We start from the raw sequence: 21,439 nt of genomic DNA on the forward strand, positions 1-21,439 counted from the left end.
CAATCAATTACGCTAGTGGAAGTGGTTGATTTCAGTTCCAGGATGCTCGCTTTCCTCGGGGTGTGCGGTGAGCCTCCTCGCGCTTTGCGCCTTTAGGAGTCTCACCTGTCCCACTGATCCCGAAGGAGTCTCGCACCTTGCACTCCAATCAACTAGTCAATGAAGCATACTCAAGAAAATGTTCAAAAGCAACAATCTTTTAGAAAAGAGCCAAAATAAAAAAGCTTACCGCACAAAGGGAGCGGTAAGCTTAAAAATTTTAAAGATAGAAGAACACAGCTAACACAGCAGCTATAATAAATCGATAATATGCAAAAGGCGTTAATTTTACTTTTGCGATGAGTTTTACAAAGAATAAAATAGCTACAGCTGCTACTAAAAATGCTGTAACAAATCCTGTTAAAAAGAATGGAAGATCAGCTGCACTTAATATGTCACGGCTTTTATAAAGATCGAGACCGGATGCTGCGATCATGATCGGAACGGCTTGAATAAATGAAAAATCTGCAGCTGTACGATGATTGAGCCCTGAGATCAATCCGCCTGAAATGGTTGCTCCAGAACGTGAAAAGCCTGGCCATAAAGACAGACATTGAAACAATCCAATTTTCAAAGCTTGTTTATACGTCATGTCATCAAGGTCTGATGCATTAACACCTTTTTTATTCTGCACCTTCTCAGCAATCAGCATTAAAAATCCGCCGATAACAAGGCCGACAATGACTGTTTTAGGAGAGAACAGATGCGCCTTAATAAAATCATGAACAAGAAGTCCGATGATTACAGCTGGCATTATTGCAATAAAAATATGTCCAAGGTTTAAGCTGTTTTCCTTTTTAGCCATTTTGCCTACACCCAATAAACTCCAAAGGCGGTTCCAGTAGAGAACAACTACAGCCAGAATGGAACCAAGCTGAATAACAATTTCAAAAGTCTTTGCTTTGTCTCCCGTAAAATCTAGCATATGTCCCGCAACAATTAAGTGACCAGTTGACGAAACCGGAAGAAATTCTGTAATACCTTCTATAATACCCATTACGATTGCAACCCAAAGAAACATACATTCACCTTCACTTATTTTAAATTCATGAAATCTATTATAGTTGAGAAGAAGAGTATTGTCATATTCTTTTTCTAGTTAATTATGTAAGATTTTGTACAAATGAAAAAAGATGGGGAAGAGAACCCCATCTTCATTAGTTAATGATTGTGATATTTACGTTCTTTCTGCCCCAGTTAATAGCATCTGAGTAGTTCTGCATATATACATCAATTTCGTTTCCGTTGATGCCTCCGCCAGTATCAGCAGCTACAGCATACCCATAGCCTGGTACATATACAACTGAACCCATTGGAATTACATCTGGATCAACTGCGATTACTTTTGCGTAAGGGATCTCTTTAAGGTTTGTCCCGCTTGAAGTAGTTCCGCTGCAGCCTTCGCAATTTGCTGTGTAAGCTGTTGCAGCGACAGTCATACCCTTTCTTTGAATGTTGTTTTGAATGCTGTTAAATGTTTGTTGTCCCGCAATACCATCTACTAATAATCCTTTAGCTTTTTGATATTTAATAACTGCATCTTTAGTGACTGTACCATAATACCCTGTCGTTACAGCAAAATCAAAATATCCCATGGCCTTTAATTTACCTTGAAGTTCATATACATCATTATCCCATGTGCCAGGTCGAAGAGTGTGATCACCCATTGCTGCGAATCCGCTAACGGGAGCAGAAACGAGCAATCCGAATGCCATGGCCCCTGTAATTACCCATTTTTTTATCATAATAACTCCTCCTAATATGTATAATTGGTTAAATACGCCTCGGTTGCCAATTATACTAATCGAATATGACAGAACCATTAGGAGAAGGTAACAAAGAGATTACAATATTATATTTATATAATAATAGGTAAATTAGTAAGTAAATGGATTAGAGATGGAGAATGCTGAAAAATGATAGAGGTTTCTGTGGTTCTCGACAAATTTCCCAGGAAATAGACAAGGATTGTTAATTATCGTTCCTTTCATCATTCCATTCATCAAGACGGTTTAATAACTGATCTAGTTCTTGACTGCATATAACTGTTTCCTTCGCTGTAAGCCCATATGTTTTTCCAAGACAAAGCAAGACTTCGCGTTTTTCTTCAATTAATTGTAGCAACATGTATTATTCACAACTTTCATGAAAGATTTTGTCTCAATAAATATGCATTATTTTTAAGAAAAGAAAAAGGGTTTCGTGGAAAGAAGTGATAATGTTACAAGGTTCAACAACGCTCGATGATAGTATGTCGATTTATCTGAGTATCCTGTTGACTAGTTTTTGGAGAGGAAGGGAAATATATAGCTAGAGAAATAGTTTGAGAGGAGAAAATTATGCATCACTCGTTGAATATTGCGTTCATTTTATTAGCTGTTGCGGTTGGAGTAACTGCTTTGGCAAAGAAAATAAAAAAACCTTATCCAATTGCACTTGTGATAGTAGGAGCGATCATCGGGCTTGTACCTCTTCCGGCTCTGGACCCTTTAAAAGGATTTGTTGAAGAGGGTTACACATTTCAATTTATTATCATTTCGCTTTTGTTGCCTACTTTACTAGGAGAGGCAAGTTTGAAACTTCCTTTCAGCCACTTGAGAGAAAATACAAAAGCTATAGGGGCACTAGCTGTTGGAGGAACCTTTCTTACCTTTTTGATTATCGGTGCTGGATCTTATTACATATTGGATTTAAGTCTTCAAACGGCTTTTGTATTTGCTGCTTTAATGAGCGCGACAGATCCTGTATCCGTTTTAAGCATTTTTAAAACTCTTGGAGTGAACCGAAAACTTTCAACTGTAATTGAAGGAGAGAGTTTGTTTAATGATGGATTAGCAGTTGTGCTTTTTATGATTGCCTCAATCTACCTGCCTTCTTATATTGAAATGGGTGCAGGGGGAATACTGGCTGCTGTTCTGATGCTTTTTAAAGTTGCGATCGGCGGAGCTATTGTAGGTGGAGGATTAGGATATATTTTTTCTAAGTTTACAAGCTGGTACGATGATTACCCGCTTGAGATTTTGTTTTCTATACTATTATTTTATGGTAGCTTCCTAATCGCAGAGTCCATACATGTATCGGGGGTAATTGCTGTTGTAGTTGCAGGTCTTGTCTTCGGAAATTATGGTGCCAAAATAGGGATGAGTCCAACTACTAAAATAAACATTCATTCTTTTTGGGATGTTTTGGCGCTGTTTGCGAATTCACTAGTGTTTCTGCTTGTCGGACTGGAAATCGCCTATATCGATATCAATGATAAATGGGGATTAATTGCAGTAAGTATTCTATTAGTACTTGCTGCAAGAACGGTGGCAGTATACACCTCGATGCTTCCTTTAAAAGGTATACCAGCAAAATGGAAACATGTGCTTAATTGGGGCGGACTAAAAGGATCTTTGTCAATCGCTCTTGCGCTAAGTTTACCAGGAGATTTTCCGGGTCGGGAAAATATTATTATTTTAGCATTCTCTGTCGTTTTCTTTTCTTTGTTAGTACAAGGCATGACAATCTCCTCATTAATCAACAAACTGAACATAAAAGGCCCAAATAAAGAAAGAACAGATTATGAAGAGGCAATGACCGCTGTTCATAGATATGATTACGCTATAGAAAGACTAGATCAGTTAAAGAACGAGGCTGTTATTTCCACAATCGTTTTTGAAAGAATGAAAGCATTGTATGATCATAAACAAAAGGAAGCGAAAGAAACACTGGATGTGATGTATGAGGAGCACCCCGAGTGGAGGAAGACACAAGAACATATTGCTTCAATTGAGGCTCTTTATGCAGAACATGAGGCGATAGAAAGATTGCTAAGAAAAGATATGATATCCAGCCAGCTTGCAGAAGAAGAAATTGAGCGGATTATTGATCATATTGAACAGAAGAAAAATAAATATTATGAAGAAGAAAATTAAAAAATGGCCAAAAGGGGCCATTTTTTATATGTTTTCTTGTCTTGAAAGAGTGAATTGATTGAGAAGCTGATCGAGCTGCTGACTGACTTTAACTATTTTTGGATGTGCCAGTTCATGGTTCAACTGGAGTGAAGTGCGATATAGTTCTTCTCTTAATAGGCTAATTCGGTCTTGAATCGTATGCTCCTTCATATGTATATCTCCCTAGCAATTATTACCGACGAAGGAGTTCATTCGGCACTGGCTGGCATATCTTTTTAAAGACTTAGCCCCTGTAGCTTTGCGTCCTTCCCTTTCGAAAAGTTTGCCCTTTCGTCGATTGAATTCATAAGTATAGCATAATGACTCAACTTTTTTACAAATAATTACAAAATAATACAACAGTAGAGTTTTTGGTCAGTGAAAACCATTCCTGTCACTAATGATATCGGATGTGATCCTAATAAGTTTAAGCTCATTTCTATAAGATTGTTGCTTTGCTTTTAAAGGTTTTTTGGAGGATGCTTCTTCGACTAGTTGATTGGAGCGGAAGGTGCGAGACTCCTCGAAAATGAAAATCAATTTTCTTCGTGCGATGTAACGCTCTCGAAGCCTTCCTTGTCCTGCGGGAGCAGCGGGACAGGTGAGACCCTGGCAGGCTTGATTAGCCTAGGGGGCTCACCGCACGCCCCACGGAAAGCGAGCATCCTGGAGCGGATATCAACTACTTCCAATAGCAACAAAGTTGTTTTTTTGGTCAACTTAAGGAATTTCCTTTAAAATAGAAATGATATGCAATGAATGAGCAAACGACTAATTTGCTATAATTGGTAATAACAACTTGAAGGAGGGGAGACGGAATGAAGCAACCAGAGGAAGACGATGAAAGAAATCGTACACAATATGATTCCCCTGAAAAGAAAGTTCAAAATACACATTCGGTTAAGTTGTGGAGTGAGTATTTTTCAGAACGATTCGAGACATTCGAAAGACGGAAAATGCAAACCGTCTCCTTTCGGGATCTTGCTGACGGAAAAGATACGAGTTACACATTTGTACATATCTACCGCGATTATTATCCTGCACTTTTAAATGCTGGACAATTTTTTGATGAAGATATTGCATTGCTATATAGATATCATGTACAAATTGAAACGCTCATCCGCTTATTTTCGTTTGAAGCACAATATGGGATAGCAACTTACATGCAGGCTAACTTTGATGCTACAGTTGAAAAATTATCTGATCAGATCTATGTGGCATTAAAAGAGATGAATAGCAAAAAACTTCTAAATGAGAATAAAAAACTCGTCGAAGAGAGTCTCCGAAACTTTCAAAGTCTTTATGAGATCCCTCCAAAATGGGGTTATTTATTATTTTATCTTTTTCAGATCAGCTGGTCTCTTCTTTATTCTGAGAGAACATGGATCGAAAAGTATGAAAAACAATTACTGGAAGAAAAAGAATCGGGCAAAACATCTCAAATGCTTGAGCTAGCTCTAGTGCATTTTGCTTTTGCACGTCAGCAGGATGATCTTGCTTTTGAACGTTTGGGTCAGAATGATAAGAAAGTGGAAATGGTGCATTACCTCGTCTGGATGAAACTTTTGGTTGATAAGCAGGAATGGGAGCGTCTTTTGTCATGGCTTCTTTATTTAAAACCAAATTTCCTTGATGGTGTCAGTTCTTATTATTATCATTCAGACGCTCGTGAATTTTTCCACGAATACCTAAATTATTTCTGGAAGTATGCACAGCATACTGGTGACGAAGAACAATATGAAGAAATGCTCATTGAGTTTCTGCCGATCACTTTCTATGAGTACGGCGAATATTTAATGGTAATTGGTGAACATGAGAGATGGGTGGAGCTTCAAGTGATCATGGGCTATTCACCAGAGCTCATTCAGCGAAAGGATTTAAAAGAAGTTCTTTCTTTTGAAAAGGAAACGGTTTTGCCGATCTATCATCAAACGATTGACAGGCTGATTAATGAACGGACGAGAAAATCATATCAATCGGCTATAAAGCATTTAAAAACGCTCCGGACAATTTACTTTGATATTGGTGAAGAAGAACGATTTTCTCAGTATATTAAACAAATCGCCACGATCTATGGACGGTTAAGAGCGTTTCAGGAAGAGTTAAGGAAAGGAAAGTTTATTTCATGATCGATACAAGCAATCTTTTACTTCACGCAAAATGGCTTCATGGAAATATGGTTTTATGGGCCACTAAAGATAAGAAAAGAGTGCATGTGAACGATTGGAAACCTCTTTTATTTACGTGGCATCAGCCATCTTTTTATGGAACGCTGCTCGATATAGATGATGATCAAAATATATATTTAAACGCGGGAGAAGCTTTTGTGCTGTTCAATCGCTATCCGGTTTTTTTTCTTTCTGAAAATACGTGGGAAAAAGATGCTTGGCAAGTGGTGAATGAAGCAAATCATTTTGATAAGTTAATGAAATCCGATCTCGTGTCTCCTGACTTCGAAGCATGGAAATCAGGTGATTGGTCATGGAAAGCTGAAGGAAAACGCATCGAGTCTCCTTGGATAAATGAGGCTCTGTCCACTTTGCCTGATGCTGGCTATTCAGCGATGCCAACATCTTTTAACAAAGAACTGGTTAGAGGTAATTCAAGACAAATAATCTCTGCATTAGGGCATTTGGATGAAGAAGAATGGCTGATCAAAATCGGGTGGAGGGAAGATCCTAAACCTTTTAAACTGATTTTTGAATTATCTGAGCCTGCTGATGAGGAAGATAAGGACATATGGAATCTGAATGTATTTCTTCAGGAAAAAGAAGAAGGTATTCGTGTTCCTTACAAAGGAAAAAGCACTCTCTTGCCTGATGAATGGAAGCCTTATCAAGCTATGCTGGAAAGTGATATGGAGCTTGTTTCTAAGCTTATTTCCTGGCTTAAGGTTGGCAGCCGTAAAGAAATTCGGGAAGAGATTACGGAAAAAGAAGCATGGGATTTCCTTACTCTTAAAAGTGATTTGCTTCGCCAGATAGGTATATCAAGTATTCTTCCCGAATGGTGGCAGACGGTTCAGGAACTGCAGCCGAAAGTTAAAGCAAAGATAAAGACTAAGCCGCAAACTGGCGGAGGAGCACCGTCCTTTTTGGGATTAAATGCAATTATGCAGTTTGACTGGAGGCTTTCAACTGGAGATGAAGAGCTATCGGAAGAGGAATTCCGCAAGCTGGTCGATGGCAGCAGAAGGCTTGTCCGCAGGAATGGTCAATGGTACAGAGTAGATCCTGAATGGATGAAACAAGTCCGGCACCTCATCAAAAACGTGGACCGTACTGGCATTCAGTTAAAAGATGTATTAGAGCAGCATCTTTTAAATATGGAATCAAATCCTGCTAATGATGATCTTGATGGTATTGAGTTTGAAGGACCAATGCTTGATATGGAATGGGATGAGCCGCTCAATCTATGGATGGATCAGCTTTCCGAAATCAAAACGATACCTGTTGATCCAAAAGCTGAAAATCTGCAAGGAACACTTAGGGATTATCAAAAGACAGGAAGCTCCTGGATGTATTTTCTTCGGAAGTTCGGGCTTGGCGGATGCCTCGCAGATGATATGGGACTCGGTAAAACAGTCCAGACAATCGATTACTTTTTAAAGGTAAAAGAAAAAGGGGAGAAGGAAGGCACCTTTTTATTAGTGTGTCCTACATCTGTTATTGGAAACTGGCAAAAGGAACTTGAGCATTTTTCCCCTTCTTTAGCAGTTGGTTTGCACTACGGCTCTAACCGAAAAAAGGGAGAAGAATTCGAGGCATGGTATAAGAATTACGACGTGGTTATTACTTCTTATACAACTTGCCAGCTTGATTTCACTGAAATGGGTGGAACGTTTTGGGAGGCAATTGTCCTGGATGAAGCTCAAAATATCAAGAACAGCTACACAAAACAGTCCAGAAGTATACGCAAGCTGAACGGGCGTCACAAGATTGCATTAACGGGAACACCTGTTGAAAATCGTTTGCTTGAACTTTGGGCGATCTTTGATTTTCTTAATCCTGGTTATTTAGGAAGTGAGCCTTCTTTTCAGAAGAAGTTTGTCCTTCCGGTTGAAAAAGAAAACGATAATGTGAGGCTGCAGCAATTAAAGAGGCTTGTTCAGCCATTCTTGCTCAGACGTACGAAGACAGATCCTGCTGTTCAGCTGAATCTGCCTGAAAAACAAGAAATCAAAGAATATTGTCCTTTATCAAAAGAGCAGGCTTCTTTATATGAAAGACTTGTTCAGGATACATTCGAACAGCTTGAAAAAGTAACAGGCATGCAGCGTCGCGGCTTGCTGCTCGCTATGCTAGGCAAACTGAAACAGATTTGTGATCATCCTGCCCTTTATACGAAGAATGACAAATTAACGAAGCTAGAGGAACAATCAACTAAATTTTCGAAGACGATTGAGCTCCTTGATGCCATTTTAGAAAAAGATGAAAAATGCTTAATCTTTACCCAGTTTATCTTTATGGGTGAGCTCATTAAGAAGTACGTTGAGAAGAAGTTTGGAAAACCTGTTTTGTTCTTACATGGAAGCTTATCAAAGCAAAAACGTGATGAGATGATAGACAGTTTCCAAAATGGGGATAACGCTATCTTCATCTTATCGTTAAAAGCAGGCGGAACAGGTTTGAATCTGACAGAAGCAAATCATGTTATCCACTATGATAGATGGTGGAATCCTGCCGTTGAAAACCAAGCAACTGACCGTGCTCACCGAATCGGGCAAAAGAAGTTTGTTACGGTGCATAAGATGATCACACTTGGCACACTCGAAGAAAAGATCGATATGATGCTCGAAAGCAAGAAAGAGCTATCAGAGAAAGTGATCCAGAGCGAAAACTGGATTACCGAATTATCAAGGGATGAACTGAAAGACTTATTTACTCTGCGTAAAGAGTGGGTAGAGACTTGATGGGTATGAAGACATGCGAGCTTGCATGTCTTTTTTTTGTTGTACGACGGGGGTATGTCAAATTATCTTTTAATTTTCGTCAAATTATATACGAATATTGTCAATTTATTATCCAAGTTCGTCAAATTCTTTTCAATGCAAGTGAAATTATTTCCTAAATCGCAGAATTATAGCCTAAATAAACCGGTTTAACCTTCTTCAAATAAAATAAAAGGTCTTTTGAAGCTTCATTTCTGATAAACTATCATCAAATATCCAAAAAATAGGAGTTGGTGTACGAAGTGTCGGTCGAATCGCTTCTTCGTTGGGGAATTTCAGTTGGATTTATTGTACTTTTAATACTGGTTTATGAAAGAAAAACAAATCCAGAAGAGAAGCATGTTGGGTGGAAGCTGATTGGCTACTTCTTTTTAGGAACATTTACATTTACGTTTGAAACCTGGGTTTTACCAGTCGGAATAGTTGTTTTCATATTCTTTTTTCTGCCTAACCTTAAAGTCAATAAAACTTCGAAAAAGTGGGCTGCCAGTTTAGGTGCAGCATCCTATGTATTCGGCCTTCTTATCACCTATTCTGTACAGGCATATTATGAAAAAGAAATAAGGATTCAAGCTTCTACAAATAATGCTTATGAAATGAATTTTTTTGAAGAGTATGAGAAAGTTAAATCATCTATAAAAGCAGATGAAGAGCTAGCCATTATCAACTTCGATTTCTCATTTAAAAAAGATGGAAAGATTAAGGATTTTAACTATACAGCCTCCTATTTGATAGACGGGAGAAGTATGGTTGCTTGGGTTAAGCTAAAGGACGGGCAATATGAAATTTCAAAACATCTTATTCAGCCAGATGACGAGGAAACACAAATGTTGATGCAAGAAAATACTGTTTCCACACCTGCTGTTTACTTTAAGGCACTAGATTTACATGGGTTAAAAAAGATGGTTCGAGAAACTGATTTGCATCACGTTAATTTTTTTAATTCAGGAAGTGTTACATTAAATGAAGAAGGAAGCACACTTTGGTATATTGAGAGTACTGGAATTAGCAGGCATGACGCAGATACAGTTTCTGCTGATGACCCTTCTTCCCAAGAGGAATCCTTTCCTTATCATGTTGCTATTAGCAGTTTGAAATACACTGGAGCAGGTACATATACAGCAGATCAACATCGTTATTTTACAATCTCAACTGAACTTTTAAATGAATAGGAGGCAGCACTCATGTACTTACCATCATTCTCGCTAGAAGGAAAAACGGCGCTCGTTACAGGGGCGGGCAGAGGAATTGGACGAGCGATCGCAATCGGTTATGCAGAAGCAGGGGCTGACGTTGTGATCGTATCAAGAACGCAATCAGATCTAGAAGAAACCGCTGAACACATCCAGCAAGCGGGAACGAAAGCATATACATTTGAAGCGGATGTGACAAACAAAAGCCATATCGAAGCGATCTTTGAGAAGCTGGATACCCAAAACGTAAAAATCGATATTCTGGTCAACAATGCCGGGATGAACATTCGCTCTAAGGCACTTGAGGTTTCAGATGAGGAATGGGATACGATCATGAATACAAATCTTCGTTCAGCTTTCTGGTTTTCACAAAAAGCCGGGGAAAGAATGAAGGAAAATGGCGGTGGGAAGATCGTAACTATTTCTTCCGTTGCAGGTCATGTAGCGCTGCGTACAGGAGTAGTCTATGCATCTACGAAAGCGGCTATCATACAGATGACGAAAAACCTTGCACTTGAGTGGGGGCAGTACGGCATAAATGTAAACAGCATCGGTCCGTGGTATTTCAAAACGCCTCTGACTGAGAAGCTTCTCGCGGACAAAGATTACTTGAATGATATTTTAGCTGTAACACCACAAAAAAGGGTAGGAGAGCTGTCTGACCTTGTGGGACCAGCTGTCTTCTTGGCAAGTGATGCAGCGAATTATGTTAATGGACAGACGCTGTTTGTTGATGGCGGTATGACGATTCAAGGTTTTTAAACAACGAATTACTAAACTATATAAATATTTTTCGGAATTTTGTATCTTCCTGTATGAAAACTTCATTATCCGTTAATAATGTTGCTACACAAGCAATAATTTTAATGTTTGAAGGGAGATATTAATAATGAAAAAAATGGATTTAGTAGATGCAGTACGTAATGCAACAAGTATGAACAAAAAGGAATCAGCACTTGCTGTTGATGCGGTATTAAACGCGATTACAGATGCTTTGAAAAATGGTGAAAGCGTACAGCTCATCGGTTTCGGAACATTTGAAACACGTAACCGCAACGCGAGAAAAGGACGCAACCCGCTGACTGGTGAGGAGATCATGATCCAGGCAAGCAATGTTCCTGCATTTAAGCCAGGAAAATCGCTGAAAGAAGCTGTAAAAGCAGTTTAATCGCAAGTTAATACAAAAGACGCTTTCAAAATTTGAAAGCGTCTTTTTGCATTGAATGCTGACAAAAATTTTCGACACTAAAGAGTGGGTTGTTGTAATAAGTTGAAGAATATCGTACAAGTTATGCAAAGAAATTTCAAAAAAGCTTGTCGCTGTTAAGTATTCTTTGTCATATTTAGACGAAAAACAGAATAATTTGACGTGCGAATTATCAAAAAATTTAAAGGAAACCAGCACCTTTTATTTAATAATAAACAGTACGAAGTTTTAGTAAAAGGGTGGATAAAAATGAATGTAACAAGCCAGGACGACCTTCTTGCAGTTACTACTTTTAAAGAAATGATCGATGTCCTGCCTGAATTTGTATGTATTAAATATCCTGATGGAACTTGGGCAGAAGCAAACCGGTTCGCGTTAAATATCTACGGAATATACGATAATGACTACAAAGGAAAAAGTTTGGAGGAAATGGAGAACAGACTCTCGAGTGAAGTTGTTGAAAGATGCAATCTATCAGATCAGAAAGCTTGGGAAACGAAGAAACCTACTAAAACAGCTGAAAAGATAAAAATGAAGAACGGCCGAGTGATTATGCTCGAACTGATCAAACAGCCGACGTTTACAAAAGACGGCAAACCGCAAATGCTGGTCGTTACCGGAAGAGATATCACCCCGCATAAGCAGAAGGAAGAAGAATTAAGCGTTGCGTTAGACCTTTTGGAATCCGTTCTTAAAGGTACTACAGATGCGATTCTTATATTAAATACGAGACAAGAAGTAATAAAAGTAAATGATGCGTTTGAACAAATGTTTGGGTGGGAAGAAGAGGATTTTTCTGAAGAAAATGATACCATTCCAGTCATTACACCGGCTCATTTGCAAGATGAATCGATAGAGATTATCAACCTATTAAAGCAAGGTCAGTCTGTTCCTCTACATGAAACGCAGCGAATTCATAAAGATGGAACAGTATTTGACGTGTCTGCTTCCTTTTCTAATATTTGTGATATGGATGGGAAAATAATGGGGTTTGTTATCGTTTACCGTGATATTACTTCACAGAAAAAAGTAGAGCGGGCTCTACGGGAAAGTGAGGCGAAATATCGTTTGATCGCAGAACATTCGACGGATTTAATCACTGTTATTGACCCTTCAGGACTGATTCAGTATGTATCTCCTTCACACTTTACGGTTTTAGGCTATGAGGAAGGAGAGATTAAGGGAGCTATTCTTGATCTCGTTCATCCTGATGATATGGAAGGGCTGTCCGACCAGTTTATGAAGGCACTCGTTAAAAAAATTCCTTTTCAGACTGAATTTCGGCTGCGCCACAAAAACGGTGATTGGATTCTATTAGAAGCAAGAGGAGTTCCGGTCATGACGAAAGAAGGTCATGTAGAGAGTCTGGTTACATTCGCGAGAGATGTCACGAAAGCTAAGCAGACAGAAGAGCTGATGCTTAAATCAGAGAAATTATCTGTACTTGGTGAATTGGCTGCCGGTGTTGCACATGAGATTCGAAACCCGCTTACTTCATTAAAGGGGTTTACGAAACTTTTGTCAGATGCTGATGATGTAATCCGCCTAGAGTATTTACGTATTATGGAATCCGAGCTTAACCGGATCAATGATATTGTCGGAGAATTGATGCTCGTTGCAAAACCACAGGCGGTAAGTTTCGAACTTACAAACATAAGAGATCTGATCTTTAGTGTTGTAAGGCTGTTAGAAACCCAGGCAATTATGAGGAACATTCAAATCTGGGTGAATATAGCTGATGATATTCCGCCAGTTTACGGTGTCGAAAACCAGTTGAAGCAGCTGTTCATCAATCTGCTGAAGAATGCGATTGAAAGTATGGATTCAGATGGAGAAATTCACATAAAAATTGGTACAAAAAATGAGAGAGTCACGATTGAATTAAAGGATCAAGGCTGCGGAATCCCTGCAGACAGACTAAAGACTTTAGGAGAACCTTTTTATACAACAAAAGAAAAGGGGACAGGATTAGGTTTAATGGTGTGTTTTAAAATTATTGACGAACACGGCGGTGCAATTCATTTTTCTTCTGTTGAAGGTCAGGGAACTCGTGTTGAGATTGAATTGCCTACAGCTTCGGTTCATATAAATTAGAGGTTTATTCCATAGGAAAGCCGACCACACTGTTATTAAGGGAGTGTGGAATCTGTGGGAAAATACCGTATCTTTTTTATATACCGGATTAAAGATCTAAATTACGTTCATGTTCATGGGATGAACATAGAAAACAAAAAATTGTTTACAGTTCTCGTTTCATCGCCAGACGACCGCATCGACGTGGATAATCATCATGAACAGCTGCCAGAAGAACTTCTTTCCGTACTCAAGAATGAGAGCGGCCGCATTAATGCAGGGCTTTACGATCTAGCCCATTGGGAACCGTATACGTATAGTTAGACTCCTTTCCAATTTTGTAGAAGGGAGTTTTTTTGTGTAAAATGTTCCTAAAAGGATAAAAGGAGATCTTCAGATGACACAGGATGAAATTGTCGACCTGTTAACAGGGAAAATTAAACTTGTTCGGACAGAGCTCGGATACACTCAAGATAAAATGGCGGATATATTAGGAATCTCAAAGAAAACATTGGTTCAAATTGAAAAAGAAAGAATTAAAGCTAGCTGGACAGTCATTGTAGCTTTATGTGCTCTTTTTCGAAACTCTGAAATTCTGTATAACTCGCTTGGCGGCGATCCTCTTGATGTAATGGAAGTTGTTGTCCATGAATATGTAGCAGCACCAAAAGAAAAGACTTGGGGCGGTCATGTATGGTGGAAAGAAGTACATAATTATAATGGCTATAAACTACAGCAAAATGTTATCAGTAAGCATTACCGGATTCTTGATAATAACAACCATAGAATCTATAGTTCATTTGATGAAAAAGAAGCTAAGGACCGTCTGAAAGAAATATAAATTAATGTTTCGTTAATAAAATGTTTAAATTGTTGTCACATTATATTTACCTTGTGCTGTTACTTTTAATATGAAAGTTGTTTCATATATAGAAAGGAGTGCAGCACATGGGATGGAAAACAAAGCTAACCGCTTTCGTTATAGCTTCTGCTTTATCAATTCCTGCAGGACATGCTAACGCTTTAACAAGCGTTGATAAAAAAGACGACGGAATAGGGAATACAACGAACTATTTAGATGAGATACCAAATATTTCACTTGATCCAAAAGTCGAAAATATTATTTACCCTCTTATGGCCACACCAGCTATTAAGAAAAATGGATCAGAACTTACCGTTAAAGTCGATTCTAAAGGAAAAGAGCCAGCAGGCTGGGACATTTCTCTTAATCCTACTGAAGCTGCACAGGTGGAAGGAAAATATAATCTTCCTGTTAAGAGTGTTCAAAAAGGATCTTCCTATTGGAAAGACAGCTCTTCTATTTATGAAGTCACCGTAACGATCCCAGAAGATGTACCTGAGGAGCTTTTTGACCTTGAAGTTTCTTATACAGGTGATGGTACACGTATTACAGATGATGAACCGAATTCGGTAAAAGTTGTTAAAGAGTATAAAAAAGACTTTAAATTCATGCATTTAACAGATATTCATGTTGGATCTCCAAGGAATATTGCAGATCCTGCAAATGCAACTGAGGCAGGAATGTGGGATCCGGATAAGTCAAAAAGATGGAGTTATCTGCAAAAAACAATTAAGCAGGTGAACCTGTTAAAACCTGATTTTGTAGTGATGACAGGAGATTTAATGTACGGGCAGATGAATCCTCAAGAGTATATTTATGAATATGAAGAGACGTACCGTATGCTGAAACAAATTAATGTTCCAGTGTACATCGTTCCAGGAAACCATGATTATTATGCTCAAGATGCAACTTTAGCTGATGGGGCAAAATATTGGGAACAATACTTTGGACCACAGTATTTCTCATTTGATTACGGACCATATGCACATATGATCGGCTATAATTCTTATGACTGGCATAAGTTTGACCGTCAGGGACACGGAACCGTTTCAGTGCCAACATGGGGCGGCCAAATCCGGGATCAGCAGATAGAATGGATTAAAAAAGACTTAGCAGAGAACAAGGCAACTGCTCAAGAAGGCCAGACTTCAGGGCTGTTCTCGCATCATAATCCAATCTGGCGTGACCGGGACATCTGGCCATCATCCGATCCAAATGTCCAAGAGTATTGGAAAGAGTATGATGCTAAACATAACCCGCAAGACTTAAGCACACTTTTAAAAGGTGAAAAGCTTGGAATAGAATATGACCAGCAATGGCATGGTGAAGGGTCACACGAATTGATTGATGTAATGAAACAGAATGATGTAGATATTTCATTTCATGGCCACACACATATCGATAACATCACAGAGCAAGACGGTATTTTATATTCAACAACTGCATCGATCGAATTATCCGCAAAGCCTTGGGTAGGTTATCGCTTGTTTGAAAAAGATGCTGCAGCAGATACGTTTAATTCGTACGTATTTGAAGGTCCGGATAAATCGATGCCTGTTTATCAAGATGGAAACACATCAGCGGGAGTCGTTTCATTTGAGAATGCCTTTAAGCTGCCAAATGATGGGTCACAGGTTACACAAACAGCGACTGTGACTAATCGACTAAATAAACCTGTTACAGTAAATATTCCATTTTATATGAAGCAAGGGACTTATACTCCATCAGCAGGTGAAATAATTGAGACTCAGCTTTATGGCACGAAGCAGTTTGTCGAAGTACAAATCACCGTGCCTGCTAACAGCACGAAAAATATTGAATTAACTCGATAGAAAAAACTTTAAACCGCCTAGGCTAAAGCCTGGGCGGTTTTTCTATTTTCATATTTAAAAACTAAAATAAAATCAATCTTTAACCGATAAGAAGTATGGGACTTGAGACTATTCATTAAGCCGAAATACCTAGAAAAGGAGCAAGTGAGATGTCACTTAGCACTCAGACTTTGAAAATTGTTATTGTTTCAAACGAAGATGAAGAATTTGGTCTGCCGATTCAGTATGTTGCTTCCATTGAACGTGTTATGGAGATTACACCAATGCCAGAGATGCCTCAAGAAGTTTCAGGGGTTATTCATCTAAGAGACAATGTCATTCCGATTATTGATTTCGGACAGCTGATCGGAAACCAAAAGTCATTAAGAACGGATTCTTCAAGAATTGTGGTTCTGCAAAAGGATGAAAACTTTTTAGGTCTGCTGACTGAAGCGGCAACAGATGTTATTGATATTGACACAGCATCGATTCAGACTCCAGGAAGCTTTGCACAAAAGGAAGATTCGCTGATAGAGGGCGTGGCTAAACATAACGATCGTCTGATTGTAGTTTTAAACTGCCCGGTGATTTTTAATAATAGAAATTTTTAAGAAGAGGTGACACATGAAACTGACATTAAGGAAAAAATTAGTAGGTTCATTTTTAATCGTTGCCGTATTGTTCACTGCGACATGCGGTATTTTCTTTTATTTCTTAAAAGACATGCAGAATACATATAGCGAGCTTTTAGACAGAAGAGCAGTCATTCATGAAAATGCAAAAGAGATTGAGCTGAATGCTACAATCCAAAACAATAGTGTACGTGAGTATTTACTTGAACAGTCATCAGACAGTAAAGCAAAGCTGCTGGAATCTACGGATCGAATTGATGCACTAGTTAATGCAACTATGAAATTAGTTAAGGCTGATGCTGATAAGGAAAGACTTGAAAAAATCTATTATTTAAACAACGATTATCGTACAGAATCTGGAAGAGTGCTGCAAAACTCCATGAGCAACATGGAAGCGGCAAATGAATATGCAAAAAGTTCACTGTTCCCGATAGGAAGAGAAATGCGTGATGTCACAGCAGAAATGGCTCAAAGACAAGCTAACCTTATGGATGAAGGCGAGATCACAGTTAAATCAGAAGAAAAGTTCGTCGTAACCTTAGTCACTATATTAGGTATTGTTATTGTCATCTCAGCACTTTTAATCGGCTATTTTATTTCAAGAAATATTTCAAGACCTGTGATAAGAATGGCAGATATGCTCAATGAAATAGCGGACGGAGACCTTACAATGGATCCGATCAAAGTGAAAAATAAAGACGAGATCGGAATGCTCGCAGATGGAATCAATCATATGGGAATGAACCTCGCCAGTCTGATCAGACAAGTAAGAGTAACATCTGAACAAGTGGCTGCATCTTCAGAAGAATTAACAGCAAGCGCCGAGCAGACGAGCCTTGCTACTGAACAAATTGCAGGTACCATTCAACAAGTCGCAGGCGGGTCACAGGAACAAGTTAGAACCGTTGAAGATATCGTTGAAGCGATGAATCAATTATCTGCCGGTATTCAGCAAATAGCAGTAAGCATGCAGAACATGTCAGAGTCATCGTCGAGATCTCTTCATGTTGCTGAAGGCGGTAACGAAACAATCAAGGAAACGATTGGACAGATGGATGCTATCCATGCATCAATCACGAATACATCTCATGTAGTTAAAGATTTAGGTGAGCAGTCGCAGGAAATCACAAAAATCGTAGATGTTATCACAGACATTTCCGGTCAGACGAACTTGCTAGCATTAAATGCAGCGATCGAAGCTGCACGAGCTGGAGAGCAAGGCAGAGGGTTTGCAGTAGTTGCGGATGAAGTAAGAAAGCTTGCAGAACAATCTTCTGCGTCAGCTCAGCAAATCGGCCAGCTTATCACTGCGATTCAAGAACTTACGGAAAAAGCTGTAGAGGCGATGGAAAGCGGAACAGAGGAAGTAACAGGCGGACGTGAGCTTGTTTACCGTTCAGGTGAAGCATTCAAGAGCTTATATGACAGTGTTGCAGAAGTATCGAATCAAGTCGGAGAAGTATCTGCAGCGACTCAGCAAATGTCTGCTAGTACAGAGCATGTTGCAGGAGCGATCGATGTAATTTCATCTATGGCTGAAACAGCAGCGTCTTCTACACAAGAAGTATCTGCATCTGCAGAAGAACAGCTTGCAAGCATGGAAGAGATTTCATCATCATCTAATGCACTTTCGCAGCTGGCAGAAGAAATGAACGAAACGATTAATAAATTTAGAGTATAAGATGAAAGAAGCCGCCAATTCAGGCGGTTTTTAATTTATCATAAAAATTCGTATGGCGCTCATAAAACTTCCAACGCGTTCATAAAATTCGTATCGCGCTCATAAATCCTTCCAGGTCGATCATAAAACCTAACATCGCAATCCAAACAACAAAAAATGCTGGCTCAGTAAGGTGATTCACCCTACAGTCAGCATTTTTCACATTATTCTTCTTTATAAAACCTATCCCCAGTATCCGGGTTATAATACACCCGTTCTTTTTTGCCGGTTGATGGATCAATTGATATTTCTTCAGTCCAAATATAGCCTGAAGGGACTTTGGTCTCGCTTTTTTTATAGCGCTTATCGTAATAAAGCCAAGATAAAACCGCAAGAACGATTATCACTAGAAAAGAGACCACTTGCCATCCGATTAAGATACTTATCCAATTCATTGTTTTTCAGCAATAACGGCAGTTCCATAAGCGACAATCTCACTCATATTGTTGCCCATTTCACCAGAGTCAAAGCGCATCATAACGATTGCGTTAGCACCCATTTCAGATGCGTTTTTCACCATGCGGTCAACCGCTTGCTTACGAGCATCTTCAAGCATGCTTGTATATTCCTTGATTTCTCCGCCCATAATTCCTCGAAGTCCAGCCATTATATCGCCGCCAATTCCTCGGGCCCGTACAACAATACCAAATGCAGATCCCTTAACTTCTTTAATTTCATACCCTTTAATGTTTTCTGTCGTGACAACGATCATAATGATATCCCCCTAAATTTAATACTTCTTTATACGAAAAATACAAGCCTATAGTTTCATTATCTATACTATGATTTTACCTGGATTCAAAATGTCATTTGGGTCCAATTGTTTTTTTATCCCTGACATAATAGGCAAGGTATCTGCGTGCTCTTTTGCCAAATACTTCGCTTTTCCGATACCGATTCCATGTTCGCCAGTGCAGGTGCCGCCTTTGTTTAAGGCGTACTCCACTATACTTGAATTAACCTTGTCCGCCTTTTCCCGTTCTTCTGATAGTGAAGGGTCATACATCAGGATGGCATGGAAATTTCCATCTCCCACATGGCCCAAAACTGCTCCAGGCACACCGATTGCATCCATCGTTTCTCTCGCGTGTACAATCGCACCAGACAATTCGGATAAAGGGAGACAGACATCTGTGAACATCATGGATTTACCTGGGTAGCCGTGTTTAAATGCATAAGCTAAATGATGTCGTGCTTCCCAAAGTTTTGCACGTGCTTTGGAATCTCGTTCCTCTACCCATTCTACACCTCCGAAACTCTCTAAAAGTTCTTTTGTAAGTGAAGCTTCATATGTAACGCTTGCAGGGTTTCCATGGAATTCTAAAAAGAGAGTAGGCGCTTCGGTATAAGAAGTATCACTGTTATTGTTCACCTGTACAATAGAACGTTCATCAACTAGCTCAATACGCGCTATCCCTGTCCCCGATCCAAGAACGGCAGAAGCTGCTTCAACTGCTGATTGGACAGAAGGGAACGTACATCGTGCTGCTAGCAAAGCTTCAGGTATTCCGTACACTTTTAAGGTAATTTCGGTAAAAACCCCAAGTGTTCCTTCTGAACCGACAAACATGCCAGTAAGGTGATAGCCCGCTGAAGACTTTGCCGCAAGACCGCCAGTTTGAATAACTTGCCCGTCTGCTAAAACAACTTTCAGGTTTCGGACTTGATCACGCATAATTCCATATTTAACACTTGTTGTTCCACTTGCATTTGTTGCTGCCATACCGCCAATGGTTGCATCAGCACCAGGATCGACTGGGAAGAACAATCCATATTTTTTTAGAGCAAGATTCAGTTGAGTGCGTGTCACGCCAGGCTGTACTTTTACTAAAAAATCATCAGGGCGAATTTCAAGTATTTCATTCATCTCCTGAAAGTTAAGAGAGATGCCTCCTTTAACAGGAATACAATGACCTTCCAGGCTGGAGCCTGCTCCAAAAGGCACGACAGGAATTTTGTTTTCATTTGCGAATGACATAATAGAAGAAATTTCTTCTGCCGAAGCAGGGTATACTACTACATCAGGCAATACAGGGCTGTGGTAAGATTCATCACTGCTATGCTGTCTAAGGATTGTTTCATTTTGTGTGGCTCGTTTTTCAGATGTGCGTTTTTTCATTTCGAGCAAAAGATCCGCTTGTGCAATATTCAAGAAAAACACGCTCCTTTTGTTGTTATAGTTCTATTTTACATAAACACATACAAAAATCCTTTCTAAACATGAAAATCAGCATATATGCCCAAACTAACTGATGAGGTGATCATGGTGCCAAAACGCACAAATGTGTTAAGTGTTATACTTTTAGCAATATGTATTTCAATAGCCATATCGGGCTGCGGAAAGACTGACAGCTCGAACCAATCCGAGGGGAGAGAAGAGCCGGTGATGGGTGATGGGAAACAAAATCAAAAGAAAGATCGTCCTGAAGAAGGCCAGAATGGAATCGTTGCAGGAAGTATCGAGTCTTCGATTCAAGTGTTGGAGCAGCAGAATGAAAAAGGAATTCTATTTCGTTATGAATTGAAAAATCAAACAGAAAAAGAAAAAGTATTTCAATTTCCAACAAGCCAGAAGTTTGATTACGTGATCAAGGACAAGAATGGCAAAATCGTCTACCAGTATTCGAAGAACCATATGTTCATGCAGGTGTTATCTTCTTTAAAGTTAAAGCAGGCGGATACGTTTAAACAAGACATTTTAGTCAAAGATTTAGAAGCAGGAACATATGAATTAGAGGTCTGGCTGACTCCAAAAGGCGAAACAGAAGATTATCGTCAAAAAATTACTTTTAATTGGCAGTAAATTGGGGAAGAGATGAGTTAAGAGCTCATCTCTTTTTATTTTTTGAAGGTCTTCGTAAAACATGTTGCTATTGAAAGTGGTTGATTTCCGCTCCAAGTACTCGCTTTCCGCGGGGCGGGCGGTGAGCCTCCTCGCGCTTTGCGCCCCTAGGAGTCTCACCTGTCCCACTGATCCCGCAGGAGTCTCGCACCTTACGCTCCAATCAACTTG

General features: G+C 39.3%; 20 protein-coding genes and 1 riboswitch. Of the genes, 13 read left to right on the forward strand and 7 right to left on the reverse strand.

The features are described from left to right. Positions 1–259: 259 nt before the first annotated feature. From bacA to ABE41_RS20500, 3 genes are all read right to left on the reverse strand, one after another. Entirely contained in the window at positions 260–1,060 is an 801-nt protein-coding gene (gene bacA, locus ABE41_RS04270) for an undecaprenyl-diphosphate phosphatase (protein WP_066286840.1), read from the reverse strand. A gap of 136 nt (positions 1,061–1,196) precedes the next feature. After that, positions 1,197–1,784: a 3D domain-containing protein gene (locus tag ABE41_RS21585; RefSeq protein ID WP_066286842.1), complete on the reverse strand. Its 588-nt coding sequence runs from the start codon at positions 1,782–1,784 to the stop codon at positions 1,197–1,199. A 226-nt stretch (positions 1,785–2,010) separates the two neighbouring features. Continuing rightward, positions 2,011–2,166 (reverse strand): aspartyl-phosphate phosphatase Spo0E family protein, encoded by a 156-nt coding sequence (locus ABE41_RS20500; RefSeq protein ID WP_083207652.1) that lies wholly within the window; start codon positions 2,164–2,166, stop codon positions 2,011–2,013. Between the two features lie 212 nt (positions 2,167–2,378). Between ABE41_RS20500 and ABE41_RS04280 the strand changes: the two genes are divergently transcribed. Then, the gene (locus ABE41_RS04280; RefSeq protein WP_066286844.1) at positions 2,379–3,956 is read left to right on the forward strand and encodes a cation:proton antiporter; all 1,578 of its coding nucleotides are present in this window, start codon (positions 2,379–2,381) and stop codon (positions 3,954–3,956) included. A 24-nt stretch (positions 3,957–3,980) separates the two neighbouring features. Here the strand turns inward: ABE41_RS04280 and ABE41_RS20505 are convergent, their stop codons facing one another. Then, entirely contained in the window at positions 3,981–4,148 is a 168-nt protein-coding gene (locus tag ABE41_RS20505; protein ID WP_083207653.1) for an aspartyl-phosphate phosphatase Spo0E family protein, read from the reverse strand. Positions 4,149–4,189: 41 nt separating this feature from the next. Then, a riboswitch (cyclic di-GMP riboswitch) is annotated at positions 4,190–4,275 on the reverse strand. Positions 4,276–4,795: 520 nt separating this feature from the next. Here ABE41_RS20505 and ABE41_RS04285 point away from each other — a divergent pair. From ABE41_RS04285 to ABE41_RS04335, 11 genes are all read left to right on the forward strand, one after another. Next, on the forward strand, positions 4,796–6,106 hold the full coding sequence (locus tag ABE41_RS04285) for a hypothetical protein (RefSeq protein ID WP_066286846.1): 1,311 nt from the start codon (positions 4,796–4,798) through the stop codon (positions 6,104–6,106). Then, a complete protein-coding gene (locus ABE41_RS04290; RefSeq protein ID WP_066286848.1) occupies positions 6,103–8,889 on the forward strand; it encodes a DEAD/DEAH box helicase in 2,787 nt (928 codons plus the stop codon). Before ABE41_RS04285 ends, ABE41_RS04290 begins: the two co-directional genes overlap by 4 nt. 281 nt (positions 8,890–9,170) lie before the next feature. Continuing rightward, positions 9,171–10,100: a hypothetical protein gene (locus ABE41_RS04295; RefSeq protein WP_066286850.1), complete on the forward strand. Its 930-nt coding sequence runs from the start codon at positions 9,171–9,173 to the stop codon at positions 10,098–10,100. 12 nt (positions 10,101–10,112) lie between these two features. Beyond that, positions 10,113–10,883 carry an SDR family NAD(P)-dependent oxidoreductase gene (locus tag ABE41_RS04300; protein ID WP_066286852.1) on the forward strand — a complete coding sequence of 257 codons (771 nt, stop codon included), beginning with the start codon at positions 10,113–10,115 and terminating at the stop codon, positions 10,881–10,883. A 127-nt stretch (positions 10,884–11,010) separates the two neighbouring features. Continuing rightward, the gene (locus tag ABE41_RS04305) at positions 11,011–11,289 is read left to right on the forward strand and encodes an HU family DNA-binding protein (RefSeq protein ID WP_066286854.1); all 279 of its coding nucleotides are present in this window, start codon (positions 11,011–11,013) and stop codon (positions 11,287–11,289) included. A gap of 288 nt (positions 11,290–11,577) precedes the next feature. Next, positions 11,578–13,422 carry a PAS domain-containing sensor histidine kinase gene (locus tag ABE41_RS04310; protein ID WP_066286855.1) on the forward strand — a complete coding sequence of 615 codons (1,845 nt, stop codon included), beginning with the start codon at positions 11,578–11,580 and terminating at the stop codon, positions 13,420–13,422. Positions 13,423–13,476: 54 nt separating this feature from the next. Beyond that, positions 13,477–13,725: a hypothetical protein gene (locus tag ABE41_RS04315; RefSeq protein ID WP_066286859.1), complete on the forward strand. Its 249-nt coding sequence runs from the start codon at positions 13,477–13,479 to the stop codon at positions 13,723–13,725. A gap of 73 nt (positions 13,726–13,798) precedes the next feature. Further along, positions 13,799–14,242 carry a helix-turn-helix transcriptional regulator gene (locus ABE41_RS04320; RefSeq protein ID WP_066286860.1) on the forward strand — a complete coding sequence of 148 codons (444 nt, stop codon included), beginning with the start codon at positions 13,799–13,801 and terminating at the stop codon, positions 14,240–14,242. A gap of 107 nt (positions 14,243–14,349) precedes the next feature. After that, complete coding sequence (locus ABE41_RS04325) at positions 14,350–16,095, forward strand: metallophosphoesterase family protein (protein ID WP_066286861.1); 1,746 nt, start codon at positions 14,350–14,352, stop codon at positions 16,093–16,095. A 149-nt stretch (positions 16,096–16,244) separates the two neighbouring features. Beyond that, entirely contained in the window at positions 16,245–16,685 is a 441-nt protein-coding gene (locus tag ABE41_RS04330; protein ID WP_066286862.1) for a chemotaxis protein CheW, read from the forward strand. 13 nt (positions 16,686–16,698) lie between these two features. Next, positions 16,699–18,387 (forward strand): methyl-accepting chemotaxis protein, encoded by a 1,689-nt coding sequence (locus tag ABE41_RS04335; RefSeq protein ID WP_066286864.1) that lies wholly within the window; start codon positions 16,699–16,701, stop codon positions 18,385–18,387. A 203-nt stretch (positions 18,388–18,590) separates the two neighbouring features. Here the strand turns inward: ABE41_RS04335 and ABE41_RS20510 are convergent, their stop codons facing one another. From ABE41_RS20510 to ABE41_RS04350, 3 genes are all read right to left on the reverse strand, one after another. Beyond that, complete coding sequence (locus ABE41_RS20510; RefSeq protein ID WP_083207654.1) at positions 18,591–18,821, reverse strand: hypothetical protein; 231 nt, start codon at positions 18,819–18,821, stop codon at positions 18,591–18,593. Next, positions 18,818–19,138: a YbjQ family protein gene (locus ABE41_RS04345; RefSeq protein WP_066286868.1), complete on the reverse strand. Its 321-nt coding sequence runs from the start codon at positions 19,136–19,138 to the stop codon at positions 18,818–18,820. The genes ABE41_RS20510 and ABE41_RS04345 overlap by 4 nt, the downstream gene beginning before the upstream one ends. A 63-nt stretch (positions 19,139–19,201) precedes the next feature. Further along, on the reverse strand, positions 19,202–20,545 hold the full coding sequence (locus ABE41_RS04350) for an FAD-binding oxidoreductase (protein WP_066294603.1): 1,344 nt from the start codon (positions 20,543–20,545) through the stop codon (positions 19,202–19,204). Between the two features lie 144 nt (positions 20,546–20,689). Here ABE41_RS04350 and ABE41_RS04355 point away from each other — a divergent pair, with 144 nt between their 5' ends. Continuing rightward, positions 20,690–21,229: a BsuPI-related putative proteinase inhibitor gene (locus tag ABE41_RS04355; RefSeq protein ID WP_172827329.1), complete on the forward strand. Its 540-nt coding sequence runs from the start codon at positions 20,690–20,692 to the stop codon at positions 21,227–21,229. Positions 21,230–21,439: the final 210 nt, after the last annotated feature.

The sequence above is a fragment of the Fictibacillus arsenicus genome (assembly GCF_001642935.1).
GTDB lineage: Bacteria > Bacillota > Bacilli > Bacillales > Fictibacillaceae > Fictibacillus > Fictibacillus arsenicus_B.

What these genes read in the sequence shown, in the direction of transcription:
- ABE41_RS04310 (WP_066286855.1), top strand. Translation starts at nt 11,578, where the DNA reads ATGAATGTAACAAGCCAGGACGACCTTCTTGCAGTTACTACTTTTAAA.
- ABE41_RS04345 (WP_066286868.1), bottom strand. Translation starts at nt 19,138, where the DNA reads ATGATCGTTGTCACGACAGAAAACATTAAAGGGTATGAAATTAAAGAA.
- ABE41_RS20505 (WP_083207653.1), bottom strand. Translation starts at nt 4,148, where the DNA reads ATGAAGGAGCATACGATTCAAGACCGAATTAGCCTATTAAGAGAAGAA.
- ABE41_RS04355 (WP_172827329.1), top strand. Translation starts at nt 20,690, where the DNA reads ATGGTGCCAAAACGCACAAATGTGTTAAGTGTTATACTTTTAGCAATA.
- ABE41_RS04320 (WP_066286860.1), top strand. Translation starts at nt 13,799, where the DNA reads ATGACACAGGATGAAATTGTCGACCTGTTAACAGGGAAAATTAAACTT.
- ABE41_RS04330 (WP_066286862.1), top strand. Translation starts at nt 16,245, where the DNA reads ATGTCACTTAGCACTCAGACTTTGAAAATTGTTATTGTTTCAAACGAA.
- ABE41_RS04280 (WP_066286844.1), top strand. Translation starts at nt 2,379, where the DNA reads ATGCATCACTCGTTGAATATTGCGTTCATTTTATTAGCTGTTGCGGTT.
- bacA (WP_066286840.1), bottom strand. Translation starts at nt 1,060, where the DNA reads ATGTTTCTTTGGGTTGCAATCGTAATGGGTATTATAGAAGGTATTACA.
- ABE41_RS04290 (WP_066286848.1), top strand. Translation starts at nt 6,103, where the DNA reads ATGATCGATACAAGCAATCTTTTACTTCACGCAAAATGGCTTCATGGA.
- ABE41_RS04300 (WP_066286852.1), top strand. Translation starts at nt 10,113, where the DNA reads ATGTACTTACCATCATTCTCGCTAGAAGGAAAAACGGCGCTCGTTACA.
- ABE41_RS04335 (WP_066286864.1), top strand. Translation starts at nt 16,699, where the DNA reads ATGAAACTGACATTAAGGAAAAAATTAGTAGGTTCATTTTTAATCGTT.
- ABE41_RS04305 (WP_066286854.1), top strand. Translation starts at nt 11,011, where the DNA reads ATGAAAAAAATGGATTTAGTAGATGCAGTACGTAATGCAACAAGTATG.
- ABE41_RS04325 (WP_066286861.1), top strand. Translation starts at nt 14,350, where the DNA reads ATGGGATGGAAAACAAAGCTAACCGCTTTCGTTATAGCTTCTGCTTTA.
- ABE41_RS20500 (WP_083207652.1), bottom strand. Translation starts at nt 2,166, where the DNA reads ATGTTGCTACAATTAATTGAAGAAAAACGCGAAGTCTTGCTTTGTCTT.
- ABE41_RS20510 (WP_083207654.1), bottom strand. Translation starts at nt 18,821, where the DNA reads ATGAATTGGATAAGTATCTTAATCGGATGGCAAGTGGTCTCTTTTCTA.
- ABE41_RS04350 (WP_066294603.1), bottom strand. Translation starts at nt 20,545, where the DNA reads ATGAAAAAACGCACATCTGAAAAACGAGCCACACAAAATGAAACAATC.
- ABE41_RS04285 (WP_066286846.1), top strand. Translation starts at nt 4,796, where the DNA reads ATGAAGCAACCAGAGGAAGACGATGAAAGAAATCGTACACAATATGAT.
- ABE41_RS21585 (WP_066286842.1), bottom strand. Translation starts at nt 1,784, where the DNA reads ATGATAAAAAAATGGGTAATTACAGGGGCCATGGCATTCGGATTGCTC.